Source organism: Rhodoferax sp. GW821-FHT07F03 (assembly GCF_059418745.1).
The window spans coordinates 215,469-238,760 of sequence record NZ_JBWKQM010000005.1; the positions used below are offsets into that span (position 1 = coordinate 215,469).

At 59.5% G+C, this 23,292-nt stretch carries 16 protein-coding genes and 1 tRNA gene; 13 read left to right on the forward strand and 4 right to left on the reverse strand.

Annotated features, from left to right (window positions below):
- Positions 1–30: 30 nt before the first annotated feature.
- Positions 31–1,683 (reverse strand): SulP family inorganic anion transporter, encoded by a 1,653-nt coding sequence (locus tag AC07R0_RS09170; RefSeq protein ID WP_495104566.1) that lies wholly within the window; start codon positions 1,681–1,683, stop codon positions 31–33.
- A gap of 128 nt (positions 1,684–1,811) precedes the next feature.
- Between AC07R0_RS09170 and imuA the strand changes: the two genes are divergently transcribed.
- The 5 genes from imuA (at position 1,812) to sixA (ending at position 9,777) form a co-directional block, all read left to right on the forward strand.
- Positions 1,812–2,525 (forward strand): translesion DNA synthesis-associated protein ImuA, encoded by a 714-nt coding sequence (gene imuA / locus AC07R0_RS09175; protein ID WP_495104567.1) that lies wholly within the window; start codon positions 1,812–1,814, stop codon positions 2,523–2,525.
- Entirely contained in the window at positions 2,485–3,834 is a 1,350-nt protein-coding gene (locus AC07R0_RS09180) for a Y-family DNA polymerase (protein ID WP_495104568.1), read from the forward strand. Before imuA ends, AC07R0_RS09180 begins: the two co-directional genes overlap by 41 nt.
- Positions 3,827–7,000 carry an error-prone DNA polymerase gene (locus AC07R0_RS09185; protein ID WP_495104569.1) on the forward strand — a complete coding sequence of 1,058 codons (3,174 nt, stop codon included), beginning with the start codon at positions 3,827–3,829 and terminating at the stop codon, positions 6,998–7,000. The genes AC07R0_RS09180 and AC07R0_RS09185 overlap by 8 nt, the downstream gene beginning before the upstream one ends.
- 216 nt (positions 7,001–7,216) lie before the next feature.
- On the forward strand, positions 7,217–9,310 hold the full coding sequence (gene ppk1 / locus AC07R0_RS09190; protein WP_495104570.1) for a polyphosphate kinase 1: 2,094 nt from the start codon (positions 7,217–7,219) through the stop codon (positions 9,308–9,310).
- Positions 9,311–9,315: 5 nt separating this feature from the next.
- Complete coding sequence (gene sixA, locus AC07R0_RS09195; protein WP_495076134.1) at positions 9,316–9,777, forward strand: phosphohistidine phosphatase SixA; 462 nt, start codon at positions 9,316–9,318, stop codon at positions 9,775–9,777.
- A gap of 53 nt (positions 9,778–9,830) precedes the next feature.
- Here the strand turns inward: sixA and AC07R0_RS09200 are convergent, their stop codons facing one another.
- On the reverse strand, positions 9,831–10,361 hold the full coding sequence (locus tag AC07R0_RS09200) for a hypothetical protein (protein WP_495104571.1): 531 nt from the start codon (positions 10,359–10,361) through the stop codon (positions 9,831–9,833).
- A gap of 140 nt (positions 10,362–10,501) precedes the next feature.
- Here AC07R0_RS09200 and AC07R0_RS09205 point away from each other — a divergent pair, with 140 nt between their 5' ends.
- Both AC07R0_RS09205 and AC07R0_RS09210 read left to right on the forward strand, forming a co-directional pair.
- The gene (locus AC07R0_RS09205; RefSeq protein ID WP_495104572.1) at positions 10,502–12,385 is read left to right on the forward strand and encodes an EAL domain-containing protein; all 1,884 of its coding nucleotides are present in this window, start codon (positions 10,502–10,504) and stop codon (positions 12,383–12,385) included.
- A gap of 56 nt (positions 12,386–12,441) precedes the next feature.
- Positions 12,442–12,518: transfer RNA gene (locus AC07R0_RS09210), tRNA-Pro, on the forward strand.
- Between the two features lie 424 nt (positions 12,519–12,942).
- On the opposite strand, the gene AC07R0_RS09215 is transcribed toward AC07R0_RS09210, so the two are convergent.
- Positions 12,943–13,785, reverse strand: a complete 843-nt coding sequence (locus AC07R0_RS09215; protein WP_495104573.1) for a hypothetical protein — start codon at positions 13,783–13,785, stop codon at positions 12,943–12,945.
- A 36-nt stretch (positions 13,786–13,821) separates the two neighbouring features.
- Here AC07R0_RS09215 and AC07R0_RS09220 point away from each other — a divergent pair, with 36 nt between their 5' ends.
- The 6 genes from AC07R0_RS09220 (at position 13,822) to AC07R0_RS09245 (ending at position 22,144) form a co-directional block, all read left to right on the forward strand.
- A complete protein-coding gene (locus AC07R0_RS09220; protein ID WP_495096913.1) occupies positions 13,822–14,667 on the forward strand; it encodes a M15 family metallopeptidase in 846 nt (281 codons plus the stop codon).
- A 91-nt stretch (positions 14,668–14,758) separates the two neighbouring features.
- The gene (locus AC07R0_RS09225) at positions 14,759–15,022 is read left to right on the forward strand and encodes a PAAR domain-containing protein (protein ID WP_495076129.1); all 264 of its coding nucleotides are present in this window, start codon (positions 14,759–14,761) and stop codon (positions 15,020–15,022) included.
- 39 nt (positions 15,023–15,061) lie between these two features.
- Complete coding sequence (locus AC07R0_RS09230) at positions 15,062–16,486, forward strand: hypothetical protein (RefSeq protein ID WP_495104574.1); 1,425 nt, start codon at positions 15,062–15,064, stop codon at positions 16,484–16,486.
- Positions 16,487–16,558: 72 nt separating this feature from the next.
- On the forward strand, positions 16,559–20,380 hold the full coding sequence (gene tssM, locus AC07R0_RS09235) for a type VI secretion system membrane subunit TssM (protein WP_495104670.1): 3,822 nt from the start codon (positions 16,559–16,561) through the stop codon (positions 20,378–20,380).
- Positions 20,377–21,363: a type VI secretion system-associated protein TagF gene (tagF, locus tag AC07R0_RS09240; RefSeq protein WP_495104575.1), complete on the forward strand. Its 987-nt coding sequence runs from the start codon at positions 20,377–20,379 to the stop codon at positions 21,361–21,363. The genes tssM and tagF overlap by 4 nt, the downstream gene beginning before the upstream one ends.
- A gap of 4 nt (positions 21,364–21,367) precedes the next feature.
- Entirely contained in the window at positions 21,368–22,144 is a 777-nt protein-coding gene (locus tag AC07R0_RS09245) for an OmpA family protein (protein ID WP_495104576.1), read from the forward strand.
- A 27-nt stretch (positions 22,145–22,171) separates the two neighbouring features.
- Here AC07R0_RS09245 and tssA read toward each other — a convergent pair whose 3' ends face one another.
- Positions 22,172–23,233: a type VI secretion system protein TssA gene (gene tssA, locus AC07R0_RS09250; protein ID WP_495104577.1), complete on the reverse strand. Its 1,062-nt coding sequence runs from the start codon at positions 23,231–23,233 to the stop codon at positions 22,172–22,174.
- Between the last annotated feature and the right edge of the window lie 59 nt (positions 23,234–23,292).

The following is a 23,292-nucleotide window of genomic DNA, read 5'->3' on the forward strand; positions in this document are numbered from 1 at the left end:
GAATAGCTTCTGCCGCAGGTATTGCCTGCGCTAGCGGCTGTTTCTATCTATAGCCGCATGCACCGCATCGGCCACGCTCCAGAAGCAGACGGTGCTGGCGCTAGGGCCGGGCCCGCGTAGCAGCAACTCGCGCACGCTTTCTTTCACCCGGGCCAGCAGCAGGCGGTGGCCTGTGCGCAGGGCCCAGCTGTGGAACTCTGCCAGGGTCTCCACGGCGGTGCTGTCCAGGTCGGTGCTTTCCTCCAGGCTGAGCACGATGGTCAGCGGCGCCGCCTGGGCTTCGGCCAGCCGGCGCACCTCGGCCAGGATCTGCTCGGCGTTGGCAAAGAACAGCGGTGCCTCCGGGCGCACCACCAGTACGCCAGGGTGCAGCCGGGCTTCCGGGTGGCGGGCCGCATCGATGAAGTCATGCGTGCCCGGCAGCTCGCCCAGCACGCTGACCCGCGTTTGTGAAAAGCGCCGCACGGCCGCCACGATGGACAGCAGCACGGCCAGCAGCATGCCTTGTAGCACCCCCAGGGCGATGACGGCCAGCACGGCGCAAATGGCCAGTACCTCGTCCCGCCCCAGGCGCCACAGGGTCAGCAAGGGGCGCGGGTTGAGCGCATGCGTCAGGGCCGACACAACCACCGCGGCCAGCACTGGCTGCGGCAGCAGGGCCAGCCAGGGGCCAGCCAGCAGCACCAGCACAAAAATGACCAGGGCGGCCAGCAGACCGGCGGACTTGCCTTGCGCTCCAGCATCCTCGTTGGCCGCGCTGGCAGAGAATCCGGCGCCCACCGGCAAGCCCTGGAAGATGCCCGACGCCAGATTGGCCGCGCCCAGGGCCGCCAGCTCGCGGTTGGGTTCCACCACGTCGTTGTGCTTGAGCGCCAGCGTACGTATGGAGCCCCAGGACTCGGCGTACAGAATTACCACCAGCGGGACCGCCAGCTCGGCCACACGCAGCCAGGCGTTGTGGTCCAACGTCGGCCATGCCAGATGGATGTGGCCCATGTCAATGGTGCCCACCAGGGGCACGCCGTGCGCTGGCAGGTCCAGCAGCGCAGCGGCCGCCATGCCCAGCAGCATCACAGCCAACGCGGCGGGAAACAGGGCAATGCGTTTCAGCAGCCGCAGGCAGACATAGGCGCCGCAGCCCAGGCCCAGCGTCCAGGGGTTCCAGGCCGGTAGGTCCCGCAGCAGCTGCCACAGAATCTGGGGGGCGCTTGTGCCATGCGCGGCCACGCCCGCGATATGCGGCAGCTGTTTGATGACGATGGTCACGGCCAGGCCAAAGGCAAAGCCGCGCAGCACCGGCCGCGAGATGAAGGCCGCCAGATGGCCTATGCGGGCGGCCGCACTCAGTGCAAACAATGCGCCTACCAGCAGCACCATGGCCGATGACAGCATCAGCGCGCTGGCGGTGTTGAAGCCCGCGGCCACCAGCGTGGCAACCGCGGCGGCCAGGATGGTGGCAGACGAAGAAGTGGGCGACACGATGGCATACCGGCTACCGCCCAGGGCGGCATAGGCCAGCAGCCCGGCCACGCTGGACACAATGGCGTGCTGCGGCGCCACACCGGCAATGCCCGCGTAGGCAATGGCTTCGGGGATCAGCAAGCCGGCCACGGACAGACCGGCGACCGCATTGCGCAGTGGGCTGCCGGGTAGGGGAGGGATGGCTGGTTCCTGCGGGCCCATGGAGTGTGTCTTTCTGTGTGCGGAGCGCCATTACACACCAGCAGCACACCTGGGCCTGAGAGGCTTCCACAAGCTGCCAGTCTATTCAAAATACTGTATATTTAAACAGTTAACTGAGAAAACACCCCATGCCCGGCAACACCGTTCCCTTTCTCGACACCGTCTGGCGCGCCAGCGAGTTGAGCCTGGGCGCCACGGCCACCGTGTCCAGCGGCCATGCGCTGCTGGATGCCGCCTTGCCCGGCAGCGGCTGGCCCTGCGGCAGCCTGACGGAAATCCTGCAGGCCCAGCACGGCGTGCACGAATGGCGCCTGCTGCTGCCGGCCCTGCGGGCGGTGGTCGGCACGGTGGTGCTGGTGGGCAGCCCGCTGCTGCCGAATATGCCGGCGCTGGCCTGCCAGGGCCTGGCCATGGATGCGCTGCTGCGCATCGACGCCGAGCGCGCGGCAGACCAGCTGTGGGCCACCGAGCAGGCGCTGCGCTGCCGCGATGTAGGCGCTGTGCTGGTCTGGCTGGCCCATGCACGCTCCGACCAGCTGCGCCGCCTGCACATGGCCGCGCAAAGCGCCAACCAGGCGCAGGCACCGCTGGTGTTCGCGTTCCGCCCGCTGCTGGCGCAAGACGCGTCTTCGCCCGCGCCGCTGCGTATCCGCATGGGCAGTGCGCCCGGGCACCGGCTGGAGATCAGCGTCCTGAAGCGCCGTGGCCCGACGCTGGACCGCCCCTTGCTGTTGCTGCCGGCGCTACCGCCGGCGCTGGTGAAGCCGGCACGGGTGCCGGCGCCTTTTTTCGCCCCGCTCCATGCTGTGGATCGCCCTCGCACCCCTTCCACCACCGCTTGAGGCGAAAGCCGAAGCGGAGGCGGCGCCGGACCCGATCGCGGACACCGGCGCGCTGCTGCAGGCCCTGGCCTGGGCGATGCTGCAGTTCAGCCCGCGCGTCTGTCTGGTGGAGCAGGCGGTACTGCTGGAGGTAGAAGCCAGCCTGCGCCTGTTCCACGGCAAGCGCGATCTGGTGCGGGCGGTGCAGCAGCAGGCTGCGCTGTGGCAACACTGCCATCTGGCGGTGGCGCCTACTGCGTTGGGCGCATTGGCATTGCTGAAGCAGCACAGTGGCCCGCTGGCGGGCTGCAAACCGCAGACCTTGCAGAGCACGCTGGACAGCTTGCCGCTGCATTGCCTGGCGGCGCTGGCCCGCCATCTGCCGACCCTGCAGCGCCTGGGCTGCCGCAGCCTGGGCCAGGTGCGGGCGTTGCCGCGCGCGGGCGTGTCGCGGCGTTTTGGTGCCGGCGTGCTGGATGCACTGGACCGGGCGTACGGGTTGAAGCCGGAAATCTACCCCTGGGTGGCGCTACCCGAGCAGTTCCGCCTGCGGCTGGAGTTCAGCGGCCGCATCGAGGTGGCGCAGGGCATGTTGTTTGGCGTGCAGCGCCTGCTGCTGCAGCTGAAAGCCTGGCTGCAGGCGCGGCAAAGCGGCGCTATCGGTGTGCGTCTGCACTGGGAGCACGATATGCAGCGCCGTAGCGAGGCGGCGGCCGGGTCTATGGAAGTCCGCACCGCCGAGGCCACGCGCGATACATCCCACCTGGCCAAGTTGCTGGCAGAGCATTTGGCCCACACCCCGCTGGCCGCACCGGTGGTGGCCATCACGCTGGAGGCGCTGGGTGTGGAGCGGCTGCAGGTCGGCAGCCAGAGCCTGCTGCCGGGGGACCAGGTGCGCGGTGAGTCGCTGCAGCAGTTCATCGAGCGTGTTGCCGCCCGGCTCGGGCCGCAGCAGGTGCTGCGTGCCCAGGCCGTGGCCGACCACCGGCCGCAGCACATGCAGACCTGGGCCGCGGCCAGCACTGCGGCGGCCGGCAAGCCAATCACGCCGGACCCGGCCCAGGCCTCGCACCCGCCCTGGATACTGCGCAGCCCGCTGCCGCTGGGCATGGACGGCCACCGGCCGGTGTACCAGGGCCCGCTAACCCTGCTGGCCGGGCCGGAGCGTATTGAGTCCGGCTGGTGGGATGGGCAGGGGGACGGGCACGGGGGCGACCTGACCTTGCGCGACTATTTCATCGCCCACAGCGCGACATCGGGCCTGCTCTGGGTATACCGCGAACGTCTGCGCGGTGCGATGGGCTGGTATCTGCACGGTGTGTATGGATAGCCGCGCCACCTCCAACACCACGGCCTTGCCGGGTTATGCCGAGCTGCACTGCCTGAGCAACTTCAGTTTCCAGCGCGGGGCCTCGCACCCGCAGGAGTTGGTGGCGCGCGCCCTCAAGCTGGGTTACACGGCTTTGGCGATCACCGACGAATGTTCGGTGGCCGGCGTGGTGCGAGCCCATGTGGCGGCGCGCGGCACGCCGCTGCATCTGCTGATCGGCGCCGAATTCACACTGCAGGGGGAGGGCGGCGGTACGCTGGTACTGCTGGCGCGCAACCGGCGTGGTTACGGCCAGCTGTGTGAATGGATCACACGGTGCCGCGCTGGCAGCCGCACCGAAAAAGACCCTTACCGCCAGGATGCCGCGCATTGGGATGCCCACGCTGGCGCATTGAATGAATGCCTGGCTTTGTTCGCACCGCAGCGCCGGATGGATGAAATGGATGTAGACCACATCAGCGCCCGCGCCGAGTGGCTGCAGCGCCTGTTTCCGCAGCGCAGCTGGATCGCGGTGGAATTGCTGCAGCGCATGGACGATGCGCGCTGGCTGCACACGCTGCAGCAGGTCGGCCAACGCAGTGGCTTGCGCCTGGTGGCAGCCAGCGGGGCATTGATGCATGTGCGTTCGCGCAAGCGCCTGCATGACGTGATCACCGCCGTCCGGTTGGGCCGACCAATCGCTGAGTGCGGTTTTGCGTTGGAGCCGAATGCCGAGGCCCATCTGCGCACCCGCGTGCGGCTGGCCGGCCTGTACCCGATCGAACTGCTGCAGGAGAGCCTGCTGGTTGCCGCGCTGTGTACCTTCAACCTGGATGAGCTGCAATACGAGTACCCGCATGAGGTGGTGCCGCAGGGCCACACGCCGGCCAGCTTTTTGCGCCTCAGCGCGCTGGCCGGTGCGGCCCAGCGCTACCCGGGCGGCGTGCCGGACGGTGTGCTGCAGCGGCTGGAGCATGAGCTGGCGCTGATTGGCGAGCTGCGCTATGAGAAGTATTTCTTGACCGTCTACGACATCGTGCGCTTTGCGCGCAGCCAAGACATCTTGTGCCAGGGCCGGGGCTCGGCTGCCAATTCGGTGGTGTGCTACTGTCTGCATGTCACCGAGGTGGACCCGATGCGCAGCAGCCTGCTGTTCGAGCGCTTCATCAGCCGCGAGCGTAACGAGCCGCCGGACATCGATGTGGACTTTGAGCACGAGCGGCGCGAGGAGGTCATCCAGTACCTGTACATCCGCTTCGGTCGGCACCGCGCGGCACTGACGGCCACCGTGGTTAGCTACCGCTCGCGCAGCGCGATCCGCGACGTGGGCAAGGCACTGGGCTTGCCGCTGGACATGCTGGAGGCACTGGCCCACAACCATGTCTGGTGGGACGACCCCGAGGCTATGCCCGAGCGCCTGCGCGAAATCGGCGCCGACCCGGCCGCCAAGGCCATCGCGCTGCTGCTGGAGCTGGCACCGGCTCTGGTCGGCTTTCCGCGCCATCTGTCGCAGCACACCGGTGGTTTTGTGCTGACCGGCGACCGACTCACCTCCACCGTGCCGGTGCGCAACGCGTCCATGCAAGAGCGCACCACTATCGAATGGGACAAGGACGACATTGACGCACTGGGCCTGCTGAAGGTGGACGTGTTGGCACTCGGCATGCTGACGGCTATGCACCGCTGCCAGAACTTCATCCGCCAGTGGCGCGGCTATGCCTTTACGCGGCAGCACATCAAGGACGGTGACGACGCCACTTATGACATGTGCTGCGCCGCCGACACCATAGGCGTGTTCCAGATCGAATCACGGGCCCAGCAGAGCATGCTGCCCCGGCTGCGGCCGCGTGAGTATTACGACCTGGTGGTGCAGGTGGCCATCGTGCGGCCCGGGCCGATACAGGGCGGCATGGTGCATCCGTATCTGCGGCGGCGGCAGGGGCTGGAGCCCGAAACTTTGCCGAATGAGAAGCTGCGTCCGGCGCTGGAGCGCACGAAGGGCGTACCGATCTTCCAGGAGCAGGTGATGCAGATCGCGATGATCGCCGCCGGCTTCAGCGCCGGCGAGGCGGACGAGCTGCGTCGCGCCATGGCCGCCTGGAAGCGCAAGGGCGGGCTGGAGAAATTCCACCAGCGCATCATGGATGGCATGGCTGCGCGTGGCTACGAACCTGAGTTCGCCGAAGCCATCTTCCGTCAGATGCAGGGCTTTGGCGACTATGGCTTCCCTGAGAGCCATGCCGCCAGCTTTGCGCTGCTGGTCTACGACAGCGCCTGGATGAAATGCCACGAGCCGGCCTGCTTTCTGGCGGCCATGCTGAACTCGCTGCCCATGGGCTTTTACGGCCCGTCGCAGCTGGTACAGGACGCGCAGCGTCACGGTGTCGAGGTTCGGCCGGCGGACGTGACGCATAGCGACTGGGACTGCACGCTGGAGAGCGGTGGGCCGCTGCAGCCGGGCCGGTTGCCGCAACCTGCGGTACGTCTGGGGCTGCGCCTGGTGTCTGGCGTGTCGCAGAAGCCGATGCAGCGTCTGATGGAGGCGCGTGCCGCCCAGCCGTTCCATAACACCGAAGACCTGGCCCTGCGCGCCCAACTGGATGCCGCCACGCTGAACGCGTTGGCCCGTGCCGATGCGCTGGCCAGCCTGTCGGGCCATAGGCGCCAGCAGGTGTGGGACGCGTCGGCCCTGCACGCCACACCAGCGTTGCTGCGCGATGCACCGGTATATGAGGATCTGCTGGCGCTGGAGGCAGCCCCTGAGTCCGAAGAAATCGTTTGGGACTACGCAGCGCTGGGCATGACGCTGCGGCGCCACCCGGTGGCCCTGCTGCGGCCGTATTTGCGCAGCAAACGCCTGCTCTCGGCCGCAGAGCTGTTTGCGCTGCCCGAGGCGGCGACGGGCCGCGTGGTGCGCGCCTGCGGCCTGGTCACTGTGCGGCAGCAGCCGGGCACGGCCAAGGGCATTGTGTTCGTGACGCTGGAGGACGAAACCGGCAGCGTCAACGTGATCGTGCGCAAGAGTCTGCGCGATAGCCAACGGACGCAGCTGCTGCACTCCCAATTGCTGGCGGTCTACGGCCAGTGGCAACGCGTGGGCGAAGTACGCCACCTGCTGGCGCAGCATTTGCGCGACGCCAGCCATCTGCTGGGTGAACTGACCACCAGCAGCCGAGATTTCCATTGATGCTTATACAAAAAATGCTATCAAAATGATGGCGCCTAGCGCAGACAATACCTGCGCTAAAAGCATAAATGGCTATGCTGTTTTTGCTATCAAAAATATTGCAGAGGCTAGTGCTTTGTGTCGTCATTGGATTGACACATTACTGTCATCAAATGAGGGGACACTTGCGATTAGCATCGCGCGCCGCGTGCCTTGTATAGCCTCTATAAAGACCTGATGTCTCAGCATAAAAAACCTCCCGCTGCTTCCGCCAATTTGCCTGCCGTGCCCTTGCTGGACCGCGACCACAGCATCCTGGCCTTCAACGAGCGGGTGCTGGACTGGGCGGTGCGCGCCGACGTGCCTCTGCTGGAGCGTTTGCGCTATCTGTGCATTGTGTCGTCCAATCTGGACGAGTTTTTTGAGGTGCGGGGTGCACCGCATCTGATCGCCGCGCAGAACAACGACTACCAAGGCGTCTACAGCGTCCATTCCTTCAAGAAGCTGGCTGCTGCGGCACACGACCTGGTGGCGCGCCAATACGCTTTGTACAACCAGCATCTGATGCCGGCCTTCGAGAAAGAGGGCTTCCAGATCATTTCGCACGGCGAACGCAATCCCGAGCAGCGACGCTGGGTCAAAGCCTACTTTGACCGCGAGGTACGCCCCCTGCTGATGCCGGTGGGCCTGGACCCGTCGCACCCGTTTCCCCAGGTGGCCAACAAGTCGTTGAACTTCATCGTGCGGCTAACCGGCGAAGACGCTTTTGGCCGCGAGAACGACATCACCATCGTCAAGGTGCCGCGCGTACTGCCGCGCTTCATCCGCATGCCAGATGCGGTGTCGGGCAAGCGCGTTCTGTTTGTGTCGTTGTCCAGCGTGATCCGGGCCCATCTGCAAGAGATGTTTACCGGGCGCACGGTGGGGCAGTTTTCGCAGTTCCGCGTCACCCGCCATTCCGACCTGGCGGTGGACGAAGACGAGGTACGCGACCTGCGCACCGCGTTACGCCAGGGGCTGGAGATACGCCACTACGGGCAGGCTGTGCGTCTGGAGGTGTCGGCGGACTGTTCGGAATACCTGTCGGCCTTTCTGCTGAAACAGTTCAAGCTGCCCGAGCAGGCGCTGTACCGCGTGCATGGCCCGGTGAACCTGGCGCGCCTGACGCAGCTGATCGATCTGGTGAACCGGCCGTCCATGCTGTTCCCGCCTTTCCATGCCAGCTGGCCCCAGCAGCTGACGCAGGGGCAGTCATTTTTCGACCGGTTGAAGCAGGGCGATGTACTGATCCACCAGCCGTTCGAGAGTTTTGACGCGGTGCTGGCCTTTTTGCGCGAGGCCGTCAACGACCCGCAGGTGCTGGCCATCAAGCAGACTATTTACCGCACTGGTGCTGATTCCGAGCTGATGGCCTTGCTGCGCGAGGCTGTGCGCCGCGGCAAGGAAGTCACCGTGGTGCTGGAGCTGAAAGCCCGTTTCGACGAAGAGGCGAATATCAATTGGGCCGAGATGCTGGAATCCATCGGCGCCCAGGTGGTGTATGGCGTGGTGGGTCTGAAGACCCACGCCAAGATGCTGCTGGTGACGCGCCGCGAGGGCAAGCAGCTGCGCCGCTACGGTCATTTGTCCACCGGCAACTACAACCCGCGCACTGCGCGGCTGTACACCGACCTGAGCTATCTGACGGCCGACCCGGCCCTGACCGGCGACATGGAGCATGTGTTCGTGCACATTGCTGGCTTGAGCAAATTGCCCCGCTTGCAGCGCCTGTGGCTGGCTCCCTTCGAGCTGCACGATAAATTGATCGACAAGGTGCGCGCCGTCGGCAAGGCTGCAGCCCAGGGCGTGCCGGGCCGCATCGTGGCCAAGATGAATGCGCTGACCGACGAGCACCTGATCGCGGCCCTGATGCTGGCAGGCCAGCAGGGTGTGAAGATCGACCTGGTCGTGCGCGGTGCCTGCATGCTGCCCGCGCAGGAGCCAGGCAGTACAGAGAATATTCGCGTGCGCTCTGTCATCGGGCGCTTTCTGGAGCATTCACGGGTGTTTTATTTCCGCAGCGCCGAGCAGGAAGATTTGTACCTGTCGAGCGCAGACTGGATGAACCGCAATATGCTGCGCCGTATCGAGCTGGCCTGGCCGGTGACCGACCCGCAGCTGCGCCAACGTGTGATTGATGAGTGCCTGGTGCCGTATCTGCTGGACCAGCGCGATGCCTGGGACATGGTTGCGGGCGGCCAGTATGTGCGTGTGCAGCAGCCAGAAGGTCATGGCGCGCAGGCCGCGCTGATGGGGCGTTATGGCCTTCACCGACGGGCGCACGACGCGTAAACACCATGGATCTGGTCTTGTGGCGCCATGCCGAAGCTGAAGAGGGGAGTGAAACCCTGGGCGACATGGACCGAGCCCTGACCTCGCGCGGTAGCAAGCAGGCCCAGCGCATGGCGCAGTGGCTGGACCGCCATTTGCCCGAGAGTACGCGGGTGCTGGCAAGCCCCGCGCGCCGCACGGAGCAAACCGTGCAAGCCCTGGGGCGTCGCTACAAGCTGCGTCCGGACCTGGCTCCGGGCTGTTCGCCAGAACAGTTGTTGGCTGCAGCGCAGTGGCCCGACAGCAAGTCTGCAGTGCTGCTGGTGGGGCATCAACCTACCCTGGGGCAGACGATTGCCCAATTGCTGGGCCTGCGGGAGTTGGAGCTGCCGGTGCGCAAGGGTGCGGTGTGGTGGCTGCGCCGGCGTGAGCGGGACGGCCAGGCGCAGACCGTAGTTGTATCCGTGCAGGGGCCGGAGACAATTTAGTTCACCTTCCAGCGCCACGGCATGGCAGCCTGGACGCCAAATGCGTCGCCGAATCAGGCCTTTTTGGCGACCTTCTTGAGGGTTTTTTTAGCGGCTGCCGGCACATCTGCGCTGGCGGCTGCAGGGCGGCCGGTTTTGATGGCGGGTACGGCTTGCAGGGCGGTGCGCAGCGCGCTGTCCGACATGGCGGCCAGGGCCTTGATGCCGGCTCGCAGCAATTCACTTTTCTTGGCGGGTTGTGCCAGTTTGATAGTGCGTTGCTTCAACTCGTCCAGCACCACATATTCGGCTTTGGGAATGGTGAAGCTGTCACGTACCAGCTTGGGCTTCTTGACCTTGGTGGGCTTGCTGGCAGCAACTGCCTTGGGCTTGGCAGCGGCGGCAGCCACCGGGCTTTTCACAGTCTTGGTTTTTACGGCCTTTGCCTTGGGGGCGGGCGCTTTGGCTGCGCTGCTAATCTTGACGGCAACCGTTTTGGTGGCGGCCGGTTTGGCAACAGGAGACTTTTCAACCGCAGGCGCGGTTACTGTTGCGGGCAAGGTGGGGGCTGCGGTGGTGCTTGCAACTTTGGGGCTGATAGTCATCAAAAAAATCCTTTAAACGATTTATATAGTTTATATGGTTTTTGATGATTTGCAAAAAAACAATAGCAGATGCACCCCGTTTCATCGCTCTGTCACAGCACTGTATTAACTTGAACGATTGTCATGACCGGTGGAGTGGAATGGTGAATGCTTCTATGGTGGATGCGCCGAGTTTGAGTCTGGGCTATCAGCCGGAGCGTGTGCGCCTGGGGCAGGGCGTTTTGGCTCAATTGATGCGTGCCAATGCCTTGCACTCGGTGTTTCAGCCCATCGTGGACTTGCGTAGCGGCAATGTTTATGCGCATGAAGCCTTGATCCGCAGCTCGCCAGGTGCTGCGTTGCTGGGGGCCGATGCGCTGTTTGCTGCAGCACGCTCTGAAAATCTGCTGTTCGAGTTTGAGCTGTATTGCGTGCGCGTTGCGCTGGAAGGCTGGGGGCGCCTGCAGGAGCCTGGGCGTCTGTTTGTCAACATCAGTGCCGATGCGCTGGTGGAGGTGGTGAGTCGCCAGGGCTGCCAGAAACTGATCGATACGGTGCGTGGTTATGGAGTCTTGCCGCGCATGCTGGTGCTGGAGTTGACCGAGCATGAGCGCGTCAATGATATGGCGCAACTGATTGGCGTAGCCCGCGAGGTGCGCGCGGCGGGCATGTCTTTGGCGCTGGATGATTTTGGCGATGGCCGCTCCAGCTTACGCCTATGGTCACAGGTCAAGCCCGAGATTGTGAAGATCGACAAGTACTTCACCAAGGAAATTTCGCAGCACGCTGACAATCTGCAAACGCTGCAAGCCTTGAAGCAGATCGCCACTATTTTTGGTACCCAGTTGGTGGCTGAGGGCATTGAAACTGAAGATGATTTGCGGGTGCTGCGTGACCTGGATCTGGCCTATGGCCAAGGCTATTTGCTGGGGCGGCCTGCTGCGTCGCCACGGGTGAAAGCCAAGAACGAGGCCATCCAGGTATTGAGCGACTCGCTGGTGTCAATCTTCCCGGCGTCGGGACGGGTTTCGCGTTCGGGCGTGCTGCGTGGACTCGCCGTTCAAAACGCACCCTGCGCCGGCATCCACACTACCAACGACCAGTTGTCGGCCATGTTTCTGCGCCATCCCGAGTTGCATGCGATTGCTATCGTGGACCAAGAAAGACCTTTGGCTTTGGTGAACCGGCACCAGTTCATGACCCATTACGCCACGCCGTACTACCGGGAGGTGCACGGCCGCAAGCCTTGTTTGCTGAACGCCAACCATGCGCCGCGCCTGGTGGAGCGTGACCACAACGTGGATGAGCTGGTGGGCATCCTGACGTCCCAAGATCAGCGCTATCTGACCGAAGGCTTCATCGTGACTGAAAACGGGCGTTATTTGGGATTGGGAACCGGCGACCAACTGGTGCGCTCGGTGACCGAGGTGCGGCTGGAAGCCGCGCGCCATGCGAATCCGCTCACTTTCTTGCCGGGCAATATTCCTATCAGTCAGCATATAGAGCGCCTGATGGAAGCCGGAGCCGACTTTGTGGCCTGCTATGCCGACCTGAACCATTTCAAGCCTTTCAACGACCATTATGGGTACTGGCGTGGCGATGAAATGATCCGCCTGGTGGCTAAGCTTGCCTTGTCGCACTGTGACGCCAAGCGCGACTTTGTGGGCCATGTGGGTGGTGACGATTTCATTTTTCTATTCCAAAGCAATGACTGGGTACAGCGCTGTGAAATCATCGTGCAGGAATTCAGTGAGCGGGCCTTGGCCCTGTTTGACGATGCTGCACGCCTGCAAGGCGGCATTTACGCCGAAGACCGCCAAGGCATACCCCGTTTTTTCCCTTTCACCACGTTGTCGATTGGGGCCATCCGCATACGGCGCGGCCAGTATGCGCAGGCCGAAGATGTCGCCAATGCCGCTGCGTTGGCCAAGCATGATGCCAAGATGCAAGGCACAGGGCTGTTTATCCGTGACGCAGCGGTACACCCTGCTGCAGAGGCTGTGGCACGGGCCGCGCAGCGTGCAGATTTGATGGCGAATGTGTGAATAAATTCGCCGGGCTCCAAATCAGCCCAAAAGTCGTTGTAGAATAGAAGACTAGTCGGGGCGTAGCGCAGCCTGGTAGCGCATCTGGTTTGGGACCAGAGGGTCGAAGGTTCGAATCCTTTCGCCCCGACCATTAATAGCAAGGGTTAGTAGGTGAAAACCTACTAACCCTTTTGCTTTTGTACTGTCGTTTGCGGGATTTGCATATCTCTTCACCATTGTCGTGGGCTTGCGACTGCGCCCGCGGTGTCGTATCTATTCTTGGATCTCTGTTCAATTCAGCCAGCCATGCAGCTGCTCGTCTGGATTGCGCTGACAGCAATGGTCCTTCAGAGAATCTTGTTTGCTATTAAGTTGATAGCTATCTGCGCAAGTTTTGTCTGCGCAATTGATTGATTTTCCTTACAGCTATTGTGTGGCGCCCAGCAGAAGACGTTTGTTGCGCGGAGTACTGCAGCTCGTTAGTCCCTATGCCCGTAGCGCTTGGTACCGGGAGATGGTTCAGCGGTTTTCAGATTTGCAGATATGTCGCTATATGGGCTTGTCGCAGACCTGACTTACTTGGCCTTGCATGCCGCTTCAGTTGTATGTCCTGCACATATGCGCTTTTGACACAGTTTGGCTTCGGTTCCACCTAGGCGTTTGCAACGCTTGATGAGTGCGGCCGTGCTGTCCCCTGCACGGCGTTCCACGATGTCTTGTGTGGGCTTTTTTGCAACTCGTTTGGAGGGACTTTGTGCGGCCTGTGGCTCTACTTCGGTATGGGCCACCAGGGCTGAAATCAAACTGACGTCGTTGTCGATTGGGTCCATGGATTTGGAGGGCAGTGGCGGGATGGGCTTGCTGCGTTCTACTGCCACTTTGACGGGTTCTGCACGTTGGGTCGGTTGTGCCGTTACATGTGGCTTGACGGGGGCGGTAATTGGCGTCGAACCTAATGCAGCACTAATCGTGTTGCTTGGTACTTGGACGCCAGCTTCCAGCAGGTTTGTAAGCGGATCCAGATGGCTGTCCTTTGCATTTGAGGTAGTTGGACTGGAGGAATTTTCATCAACATTGATGATGGTTGCTGCTGGCGGTGCAGCGGCCAGTACGGCTTCGGGCACCGCTGGCGCAGAGGGCGCAGTCGTTGCAATAGGCGGTGTTGTGGCCGGGGTGTATTTATCTATCGCTGGTGCATTTGATCCCGTGCGGTTGATGAGCCCCCACGCAGCCGTAATGGCAACGCCACCAAGCAATAGCCAAACCAAACTTTTCTTCCCCAAGTTTGAGGAGGAATTCTGACGCTCCTTTGCGGAGACGCTACCAAGAATACGCGCGTGCTCCTTGTCATTTGACTCGGTTGCAGAGAGAAGACTGGGCCGACTAGGGCTGGACTTGGGCTGTTCAGGGTGCTGCAAAATGCATGTTCCTCATTGATCTACATTGCAAGGCTTTTGGTGCTTTTCGTCACTCTTGGTGTGTGCTTCTTATTGGCTTGCTTTATTGCCTGGATGATTCTATTCACGTCAGGACGCGATACGGTGCTACGGCAAGTTGAAGGCATGGCCGCAAAGTGCGTGCACAGCATACATCGTGGGCTGCGTTCTAAAGACCGTGCTGTGGGTCAGTTGGGACTGTCTTTCCATGCTGCACTAGTGGGACTGGCGCGCAGCTTTCAACGGCATTCTTTGCTATGGGCCGGAGGGCTTTTTTTAATCTTGCTTCCGCCATTTGTGGCATTGCTTTTCAGTGACAAATCCATGTTGCAAGGTTTTGATGATTCCAGCCGCAACGCGAACGTGCAGGTGTCGGAATTGTTGCGGGGTGAACTACTGGTCCCACCGCCACCTTTGCCGCCAGACTTTTTTACGTCACAAGAAGTAACAATGGTGCGACCTATGTTGGTTTCGGCAAGTCGCAACTGGCAATTACTCAATAGTGAGTACACCCAGCGGCTGCTGCTGGTGTTCAAAATCATGAAAGAAAAATACGATTACGACATGACAATTTTGGAAGGTTATCGCAGCCCTGAACGACAGAACATGCTTGCAGCATTGGGCCCCAATGTGACCAATGTCGCAGCATTTCAAAGCTACCATCAGTATGGCCTTGCTGCCGATTGCGCTTTCATGCGCTATGGAAAATTGGTGATCAGTGAAAAGGACCCATGGGCCATGCAAGGCTACCGTTTGTATGGCGAAGTGGCTGAGTCGGTGGGGCTGACCTGGGGTGGGCGCTGGAAGATGATGGATCTGGGTCATACCGAACTGCATTTGCCCGGCGTTCTGAAGAAACCATGAAGACTTCTGAAATCATCTCGTGTGCTCTAGACGCCACGTTGTGCCAGATAGACTAAGACGTTAATAGAAGATAGAAGAACAAGGGATTCAAATGGGAAAGGCATTTATTGTTTTAGGCGACAAAACCTCGCATGGCGGGACGGTCGTGTCTGCATCGGGCCAAACCGTTACTGGTGGCGTTGGTGTGGCGAGGATTGGCGACAAGGTAACCTGTCCTATCAAGGGGCACGGCGACAATCAAATTGTGAGCGGTGACGCCATGCTGATTGTGGACGGTGCGCCGGTAGCGCGTGATGGCGACAAAACTGCTTGCGGCGCTACCTTGATAGCAAGCCAAGGCTTAACTACATCTTGAGCTCAAACGCATGCTGATTGTTTTGAGAGTGGGTTGCTGATGCTGGCTTGGTTCAAGCGCAGCGCACTGGTGGTACTGTGCTTCGTCGCAGTGTGGTTGCTGATGGTGGTGTACTGGCGTAACAACCACAAAATGCCGGCAGCTTCGGAAGCTGTCTTGTATTTGTTTGTATTGCCTGCAGCTTTTTTACTGTGTGTTTGGCTGTTTCGCAAGTCAATGGCTTTAGTGGTAGCCCGCGCAGAAAAAGCGACAGTCGCCGCAGCGTCTGCTGCTGTTCATCCTGCCGTGCATACGGATAATTCTGCGGCAGAACGTGATTGGCATTTTGCGGTTCTGGCCACTGCTTTGCGGTCACCACATGGCGCATCCGCTGAGGAGTTGGCGGTTGCCTTGAAGTCTCAGGATATACGTTTGCAACTGGATACCGAGTTAACCACGTTGGATGGTTTCCCAGTTAAAACCGGGCGCATCACCGATCTAGACAGTGGTGCTGTTTTGGATGCAGTTACGTCTTGGCAAGGTGCTGCTCACGAACCTGTACAGAACTGGTCGGATGAGCAGTTGCGTGCCTTGAGCATGGGTACTGATGTGCTGCAAGAGCTGCTGCCGCAGTTGCTTTCTCACCCGCATCTTGCCGCTTACATCCAGAGTGCAAAGACGGGGTCTGCCGTGCGCGATGGTGTGGCTTTGCCAATGCTGCAGTTGCTGGCGTTTTGGCCCCATCGTTGGACGGACGAAATGTGCCAGGCGTCGTCAAGGTGGTTCAAGCACCAGTTGGTGCAGCATGGCTGGCCGCTTGAAAAACTGGAGTTGGTGGGTACGACTAAAGCAGAACCCTTGGCGCAGTTGGATGCGGTGTTGCTGCAGGCCCATCGTCTCGCTGCGCCATGCCTATGCGTGGTTGTTGCGTGTGAATCCTGGATAGGCGAAGAAAGTATTCTGGCCTGGGATCAAGCAGGGCAGCTGCGCAAAGCCAAGGTCGAGTCGGGACAGACACCAGGAGAGGGGGCCGTAGGCTTTTTGCTGGCCGACATGCAGCAGGCTCAGCTGCTGGCTGCCGGTGCTCAGTACGCAAAAATGCGCCGTATGGCTTTGGGGCGCAGAGATAAATCGGCAGATGCAAGTGGGCGAATCAGCGGCGAATTGTTGGTGCAACTGGTACAAGATGCCATTCAAGCGGCGGGTATTGCGCCTGAGAAGATAAGCTTGATTGCCAGTGATGGAGATCACCGTCGGCTGGCGGAACTGTTCAGCCTGGAAGCCAGTGTTTTTCCTGATCTGGACTTTCGCAGCCAATGTTTGAAAGTAGCTGCAGACTGCGGCAGTGCTGGCGCTGTATCTAGCTTGACTGCGCTGGCGTTGGCGCACCATGAAGCAAGTGTAGAGCAAGGCATTGCCTTGTGTATTGGCTGCCAGGACGCTTATGAACGTGTGGTGATGGTCGTGCAGCCTTGTACTTCCTAACCCGTCGAAACGACTGTGTCGTAGACGCCAATGGCGTTTCGCACCAGTCCCAACAATGACATTGACTACAACATGCAACGAATCTGGCAGTTTTTGACCAACACGAACACGTTGGTGGTAATTGGGTTCGCCGCACTGGCGGGCTTCTTGTTTTTGGGTGCCAGTACGATGCAGCTGGCCGCAATTTGGGCGGTCGGCTTGTTTTTGGTGGCGCTTGGTCTATGGCTGGCTTTTCAGCTTTTCAAGCGCTGGCGCGCCAAGCGTGCAGCCGGACAGCTAGGCGATATGCTGGAAAGCCAGGCTGATAAATCGGTGTCTAAAAGCAGCAATTTCCAGCGTGATGAAGTTGAGCTTATCCGCAAGCGCATGTTGGATGCGATCAACACCATTAAGACATCCAAGCTGGGTTTGCGCTCGGGCGCTGCTGCTTTATATGAGCTGCCCTGGTACATGGTGATTGGCAATCCGGCAGCTGGTAAAAGTACGGCAATCGTCAATTCAGGCTTGCAGTTTCCGTTGGCGGACAAGCACGGCAAGATCATTCAGGGCCTGGGCGGTACACGCAATTGCGATTGGTTTTTCACGACAGATGGCATATTGCTGGACACGGCGGGGCGGTATTCGGTGTACGACGAAGACCGTGCGGAGTGGTTTAGCTTTCTGGCCCTGCTGAAGAAAAACCGTAAGCAGGCGCCTATCAACGGCATCATCATGGCGGTAAGCATTGCCGAGTTGGTTGGCAGCAGGCCAGAAGCCGTGATTACGCTAGCGCAGAATTTACGCGCGCGTGTACAGGAGTTGACCGAGAGACTGGAGGTGTTTGCGCCGGTCTACGTCATGTTCACCAAGGCGGATTTGATCACTGGATTCAATGAGTTCTTTGCCGGTAGCGAGCTGTCTGAAAGTGAGCGTGTTTGGGGTGCCACCATGCCTTATGCACGCTATAGCAGCGGCCAGGAGATCGTCAATTTCTTTGATACCCGGTTTGACGAATTGCATGATGGTTTGAAGGATATGAGTTTGGCCAGCATGTCCATGAGTCGGGGTGAACGCCTGCCCGCAGGCGTGCTGACGTTTCCCTTGGAGTTTTCTTCTATCAAGGGGGTTTTACGATCCTTCATCACCACTTTGTTTGAGGAAAATCCTTACCAATTCAAGCCCGTATTCCGTGGCTTCTATTTCACGAGTGCCTTGCAAGAGGGGAGTGCCTCTGGCTCCTCGGCGCAGCGCATTGCCGAACGGTTTGGTTTGCAGTTGCGTCCTCAAGAACAGACCGAAGTGCGGTCACAGCATGGTTTCTTCTTGCTGAATTTGTTTAAACAGGTGATCTTTGCGGATAAGCAATTGGTTGCGCAATATGCCAGCCCTGCCAAGACACGCATGCGTTATGTCGCGTTCTTTGTTGCAACAGCTTTGGTTGGCCTGGCATTGGGAGGCTGGAGCTGGTCCTATGTGGGTAACAAACAGCTCGCCGCGAATGTACAGGCAGATCTGGACAAGGTGGTAAAGCTGCAAGACAAACGTTTGGATCTGCAGTCGCGATTCGAGGCCTTGGAAATTTTGCAAGATCGGATCGAGCAGCTCAGCAAGCTTCACGCAAGCCAGCCTTTGTCAGTTGGTCTAGGGCTGTACCAGGGGGATCTGCTGGAACGCAAGTTGCGCGAGGAGTACTACGCCGGCATCAAGGAAGTCATGCTGAATCCGGTAGCAGCGAATATCGAGGCCTATCTGAGCGAGGTCAATGCTGGCGCCGACAAATTGGAGCCGATGTCACGTCCTCCCCAGTTTGCCAACGTGTCCACCACAGACAAGCAGGCAAGAGCTGCGCAAAGTTCACAACAATACAAGGACGTCTCGCCTGCCAGTGTGGAAGACGCTTACAACGCACTCAAAACTTACTTGATGTTGGGAGACAAGTCGCGAGCGGAAACGGGCCATTTGAATGACCAGATCACCCGCTTCTGGCGCGGTTGGCTGGAGAGCAATCGCGGCAATATGCCCCGAGAGCAGCTTATTCGTAGCGCAGAGCGCTTGATCAGTTTTTCCTTGGAACAGATCAACGACCCATCTTGGCCTGAGATGGATAACAAGCTGACTTTGGTGGACCAGACCCGAGAGAGCCTGCGGCGTGTGGTACGAGGCATGCCAGCACGGGATCGGGTATATGCCGAGGTCAAGGCGCGCGCGTCCACTCGCTTTCCCAGTGTCACCGTAGCCCGCCTTGTCGGAGATCAAGACAAGGAGTTGGTGCTGGGGAGCTACGTCATTCCCGGAACCTTCACACGCGATGCCTGGGAGAAGTACATTGAAGAAGCTTTCAAGGATGCCGCCAACAAGGAGCTGCAAAGTAGTGACTGGGTGCTGAAGACGGCATCCAAAGACGATTTAACCCTGGAGGGCAGCCCCGAGCAAATTCAAAAGGCCTTGGTTAACCAATACAAGACCGAATACGCCAAAGAGTGGCAGAAGTTTGTACAAGGTGTGGCGGTGGCCGACCTGAATAGTTTTGAGTCTGCAGTCACGGCAATGAACCGACTGGGTGACCCAGTTACCTCGCCCATCAACAAGATTGTGACAACGGTTTACCAGGAGACATCTTGGGATAACCCGTCCTTGGTCAACGCGGGCCTCAAGAACGCCCAGTCGGGAGTCATCGATTGGTTCAAGCAGACGGTGCTGGGGCAAGCGCCGGTACCTGTAAACGTCAACCTCAATATGGGAGCCGCTGGCGCTGAAATTCCTTTGGGACCTGTAGGCAAGGAGTTTGCGGGCGTGGCCAAGTTGGTGGTTGTTAAGGATAAGGATGCATCGCTAATGCGCGGCTATATGGAAACTCTATCCAAGCTACGTACCCGCTTCAACCAGATCAAGAACCAGGGAGATACGGGACCTGGAGCAAAGCAATTGATGCAACAGACCCTGGAAGGCAGCAGTTCCGAACTGTCGGATGGGTTGAAGTATGTAGATGAACAGATGCTTACCGGCATGAGCGATGCACAGAAGCAAGCTATTCGTCCCTTGCTGGTGCGACCGCTGATCCAGGCTTTCGCGGTAATCGTTAAGCCTACAGAGGCTGAAATGAACAAGGTTTGGCTGGCGCAGGTGTACGAACCCTTCCAAAAGACCTTGGCAGGAAAGTACCCATTCACTGTGGACTCCAAAATCGAAGCAAATAGCGCCGAGATCGGAGCGATCTTTGGCGCCGATGGCGCCATAGCCAAATTTGTAACTACTTCCATGGGGCCATTGGTGGTGAGGCGTGGCGATACCTTGGCGCCCAAGACCTGGGCCAATATGGGGATCAACTTGTTGCCGTCTGTTTCGGCGAATTTCGCAGGCTGGGTTGCTCCGCAGGCTGCGGCAGGCGCTGCGGCGCAGGCTGGGGGAGCCTCAGATCCGCAAACCGTGTTCCAGATACAACCCTTGCCAGCGCCTGGTACGACGGAATACACAGTGGAGATCGACGGCCAGATGCTGCGGTACCGTAATACCCAGGCCCAATGGACCAATTTCGTGTGGCCGAATGCGCAAGGTGTACCTGGTGCCAAGATCACGGCGGTGACGTTTGATGGACGTACCGTGGAGGTGGCCAACCAGCCTGGCCGTTTTGGCCTGGAGCGGCTGATTAATTCTGCGACCCGCAAGCGCAAAGATGGTGGCGTATTTGAATTGGGCTGGAGCAATGGCGCAGTGGCAGTGGCGATGGACCTGAAAATTATCAGTAGCTCGCAGGTCTCCGGCGCAACCTCAGACAAAGGCGGAAGTACGCCTACCTTGCGTGGAATGAAGTTGCCCGAAGCCATTGCGGGCGGTGCGGCGGCTCCTGCCGACCCGGTTCAGGCTGTGAACCTACCGGTGCCTGTTGCTTCTAGCACTGTAGGAGCCTCGCAATGAGCAGCGCTGCCACTCCCACCAAAGTGGGTTACTTTGGAAAACTGCCTTCACGTGGAGACTTTGTCAAAGCTGCAGACAATAGTGCGCTCATCGGCTTGCTGGACGATTGGCTGGCCCAATCAATGGAGCTGTTGTCTGTAGATCCACGCTGGAAGATCATCTACGACGCAGTGCCGCCATTGCACTTTGTTTTCATGGGCCCGCGCAGCAAGCGCGCTGTTGCAGGGCATTTACGCGCCAGCACCGATCAAGCGCAACGGCGCTTTCCATTTCTGACAATGGGCACGATGGATATTGAAGACCCGTCTGCCTTTGTCAAACGTAGCCCATTGATCTTGTCCAGATTGTGGACGCGTCTGGAGTCTTTAACTGCGAGCGCTACGTCGTCTCAGGATCCTGCTGCATCTCTGCAGAGCCTGGCGGCTGCGACCGTGGATCTGGAGCTGAATACCGCAGGGTATGACGCAGCCTTTGCTGACTTTCTGGAGATGCAAACTATTGGTGCTTTGGACAGTTTGCTCGCACGTTCTGGCTTCGCTGGCAATGCCCGTCAGCTGATTCTGGCCCTGGGTTTGTTATTGCAGCCTGTCATGGCCAGTAGCTCCAGCCGCTTGGATAAAAGCCTGGTTTTGCCGTTGCCAAGCGATCCCATATATCGGCCATTGGTGGCAACTTTCTGGATGCATTTGATTGTCCCGTTTTTGCAGCGTGCTGATTTCGAGCTGGCTTTGTTTTTGACCCAAATCCATGGGAACCCAAGCATGGTTCTAGGTTTTGGCGGTGCGTCCGCTCGTACCTTGCATGCGGTGTTGGACCCCCAGGTTGGTAGTGAACAGCATATTGCTTTTGATTCTGCTGACTGGATTGAAGAGCAGTTGGCTGCTGACTATGGCTTGAAGAAGCTGTCCAGCTATTTATCTTTGCCGAATCTGTCTTTGAAGTCCGCACACGATTCGTTTCGTGAAGCGTTTTTGGGAGCTTGATGCCATGCGTCGCCTGTGGTTTTTTCTTTTTTTGATTCCGAGCTGGATCGGCGCGCAAACAGTAGCTCCTCCTGTTGTTACGCCAAATCCTGGTCAGGTTTTGGCTGCTGGCACAGTGCCGGACGAAGCTACCAAATCCAGTGTGTTGGCACGACTGCGCGAGTTATATGGTGCAGATAAGGTGGTGGACCAAATTGCTATCGGTTCTGTCGTGTCCCCTGCCAATTGGAGTACTTATGTGCAGAAAATTATCGGCCCCAATCTCAAGTTCGTCAGCCGTGGTCAGCTCAAGATTGATGGTACGGCCGTCAGCGTGCATGGGGAAGTGGCGAACGAAGCACAGCGTCAACAGGTAGCCAGTGCGATTGCCACCAGTCTCAATCCGACCTATACCGTCAACAATGGACTGCGCGTATCGGCGTCGGAACAGGGCATTTTGGATAGTACTTTGGCCAACCGGATTGTGGAGTTCGAAAGCGGCCAGACGACACTGACGCCTGCTGGTAAGACCATTCTGGATGAGATGGCTCTTGCCTTGCAAAAACTCAAGGACCGCAAGGTGGAAATCATCGGTCATACCGATGACAAGGGGCTGCGGGCCAGCAATCTGGCATTAAGCCAGGCGCGTGCAGACGCGGTAAAAATTTATCTGGGATCTAAGGGCATCAATGTCGCGCTGCTATCCACCTCTGGGCAAGGCCCCGACCGACCCGTAGCCAGCAACGATACGACCGACGGTCGTGCCCGCAATCGGCGCATCGAATTCCGAATTGCGCAGTAAACAGTAACGCTTCAGCCGATGAGGTTCTTAGTGCCCATCGGCGGGCGGCATCTGCAAACCCAACAGTTCTTCGATATGCGCCATGGATGCGCTGTCTTTGATGACTGTTTTCAGCCAGGCATGCAAGGGCAAGTCACCCCAGTGTGCAGCCTTTTCTGCCAGATAGGCAACAGGGCTATGGGGTTCCGTTTGCCTAAAGAATTCTGCCACTGCACGTAGTTGTGCTAAAGCCTGGGTCCGGTTCTGTATGGGGCCATTGCGCATAGTGGCGAGAGTTGTAGTAGTAGGTAGCGGCTCGGTTACTGCGGTTTCAGCTTCTTCAGTAGGGGCGGCTTGGATGCCGATATCGGCCGCAAAGCGGGCGATGGTGCGCATTACCTGGTCCAGGCTATTCTTTGCAGCAGAGAACGTCGGGCCATCCATGCCAAGGCGTGCATCGACCGACTTTTCCATTTGCTGCAACGCGTCCAGGCAGTACTGCGAATCGGCAAGCAGCTCCTCGTAAAATTTGCGCGAGCTTTTGTGCCGAGCTGCTTCTAAGGTGGCCAGCTTTAAGCCTTCTTCCGGACGTCCACCTGCAGCGATGATTTTTTCGGCCTGCACGGCGCGTGTGCGTGCTGATTCAAAATCAGCCAGGGAAAACGCCGAGTCCTTGCCTTCGGTCAGCGGCATCTCGCGTAGCAGCGGTACCGCACGCGCCAGAATCCAACTCAGGTTGCCAACCCGTATGTCCTGGTCGTCATCTTCGGCCAGGGGGTGTATGTCGGCCCAATAGCTATCACATAGGCCGCTAATCAGGCTGAAACCATCGCCCAAGCCACGAAAGCGTTGGGTTTTAGCGCTTGCTTCGGTAAACCATACAGCCAACCGTAGATCTTTGCTTCTGGTGGAGAGCAGCGAAGTACAAAGTTGCACTACTGCATTCCAATCCGCTTCTTTGAGCGTGGTAACCCACTCACCCTGGTCCAGAGTGGGGTCGTCAAAGCGGCGTGCTTGTGCAATGGCATCCAGTTCTGGGGAGAAAGAAAGATCCTCACCGCAAGGGTGTGCATCGCTGATAGGTTGAAGAAGCGAGCTGACGGTCGACATGCTTTTAAGGGCTCCTGACATTGGAGAGTTAAGCCCCTGGCTTGGGGCGCAATGGACTT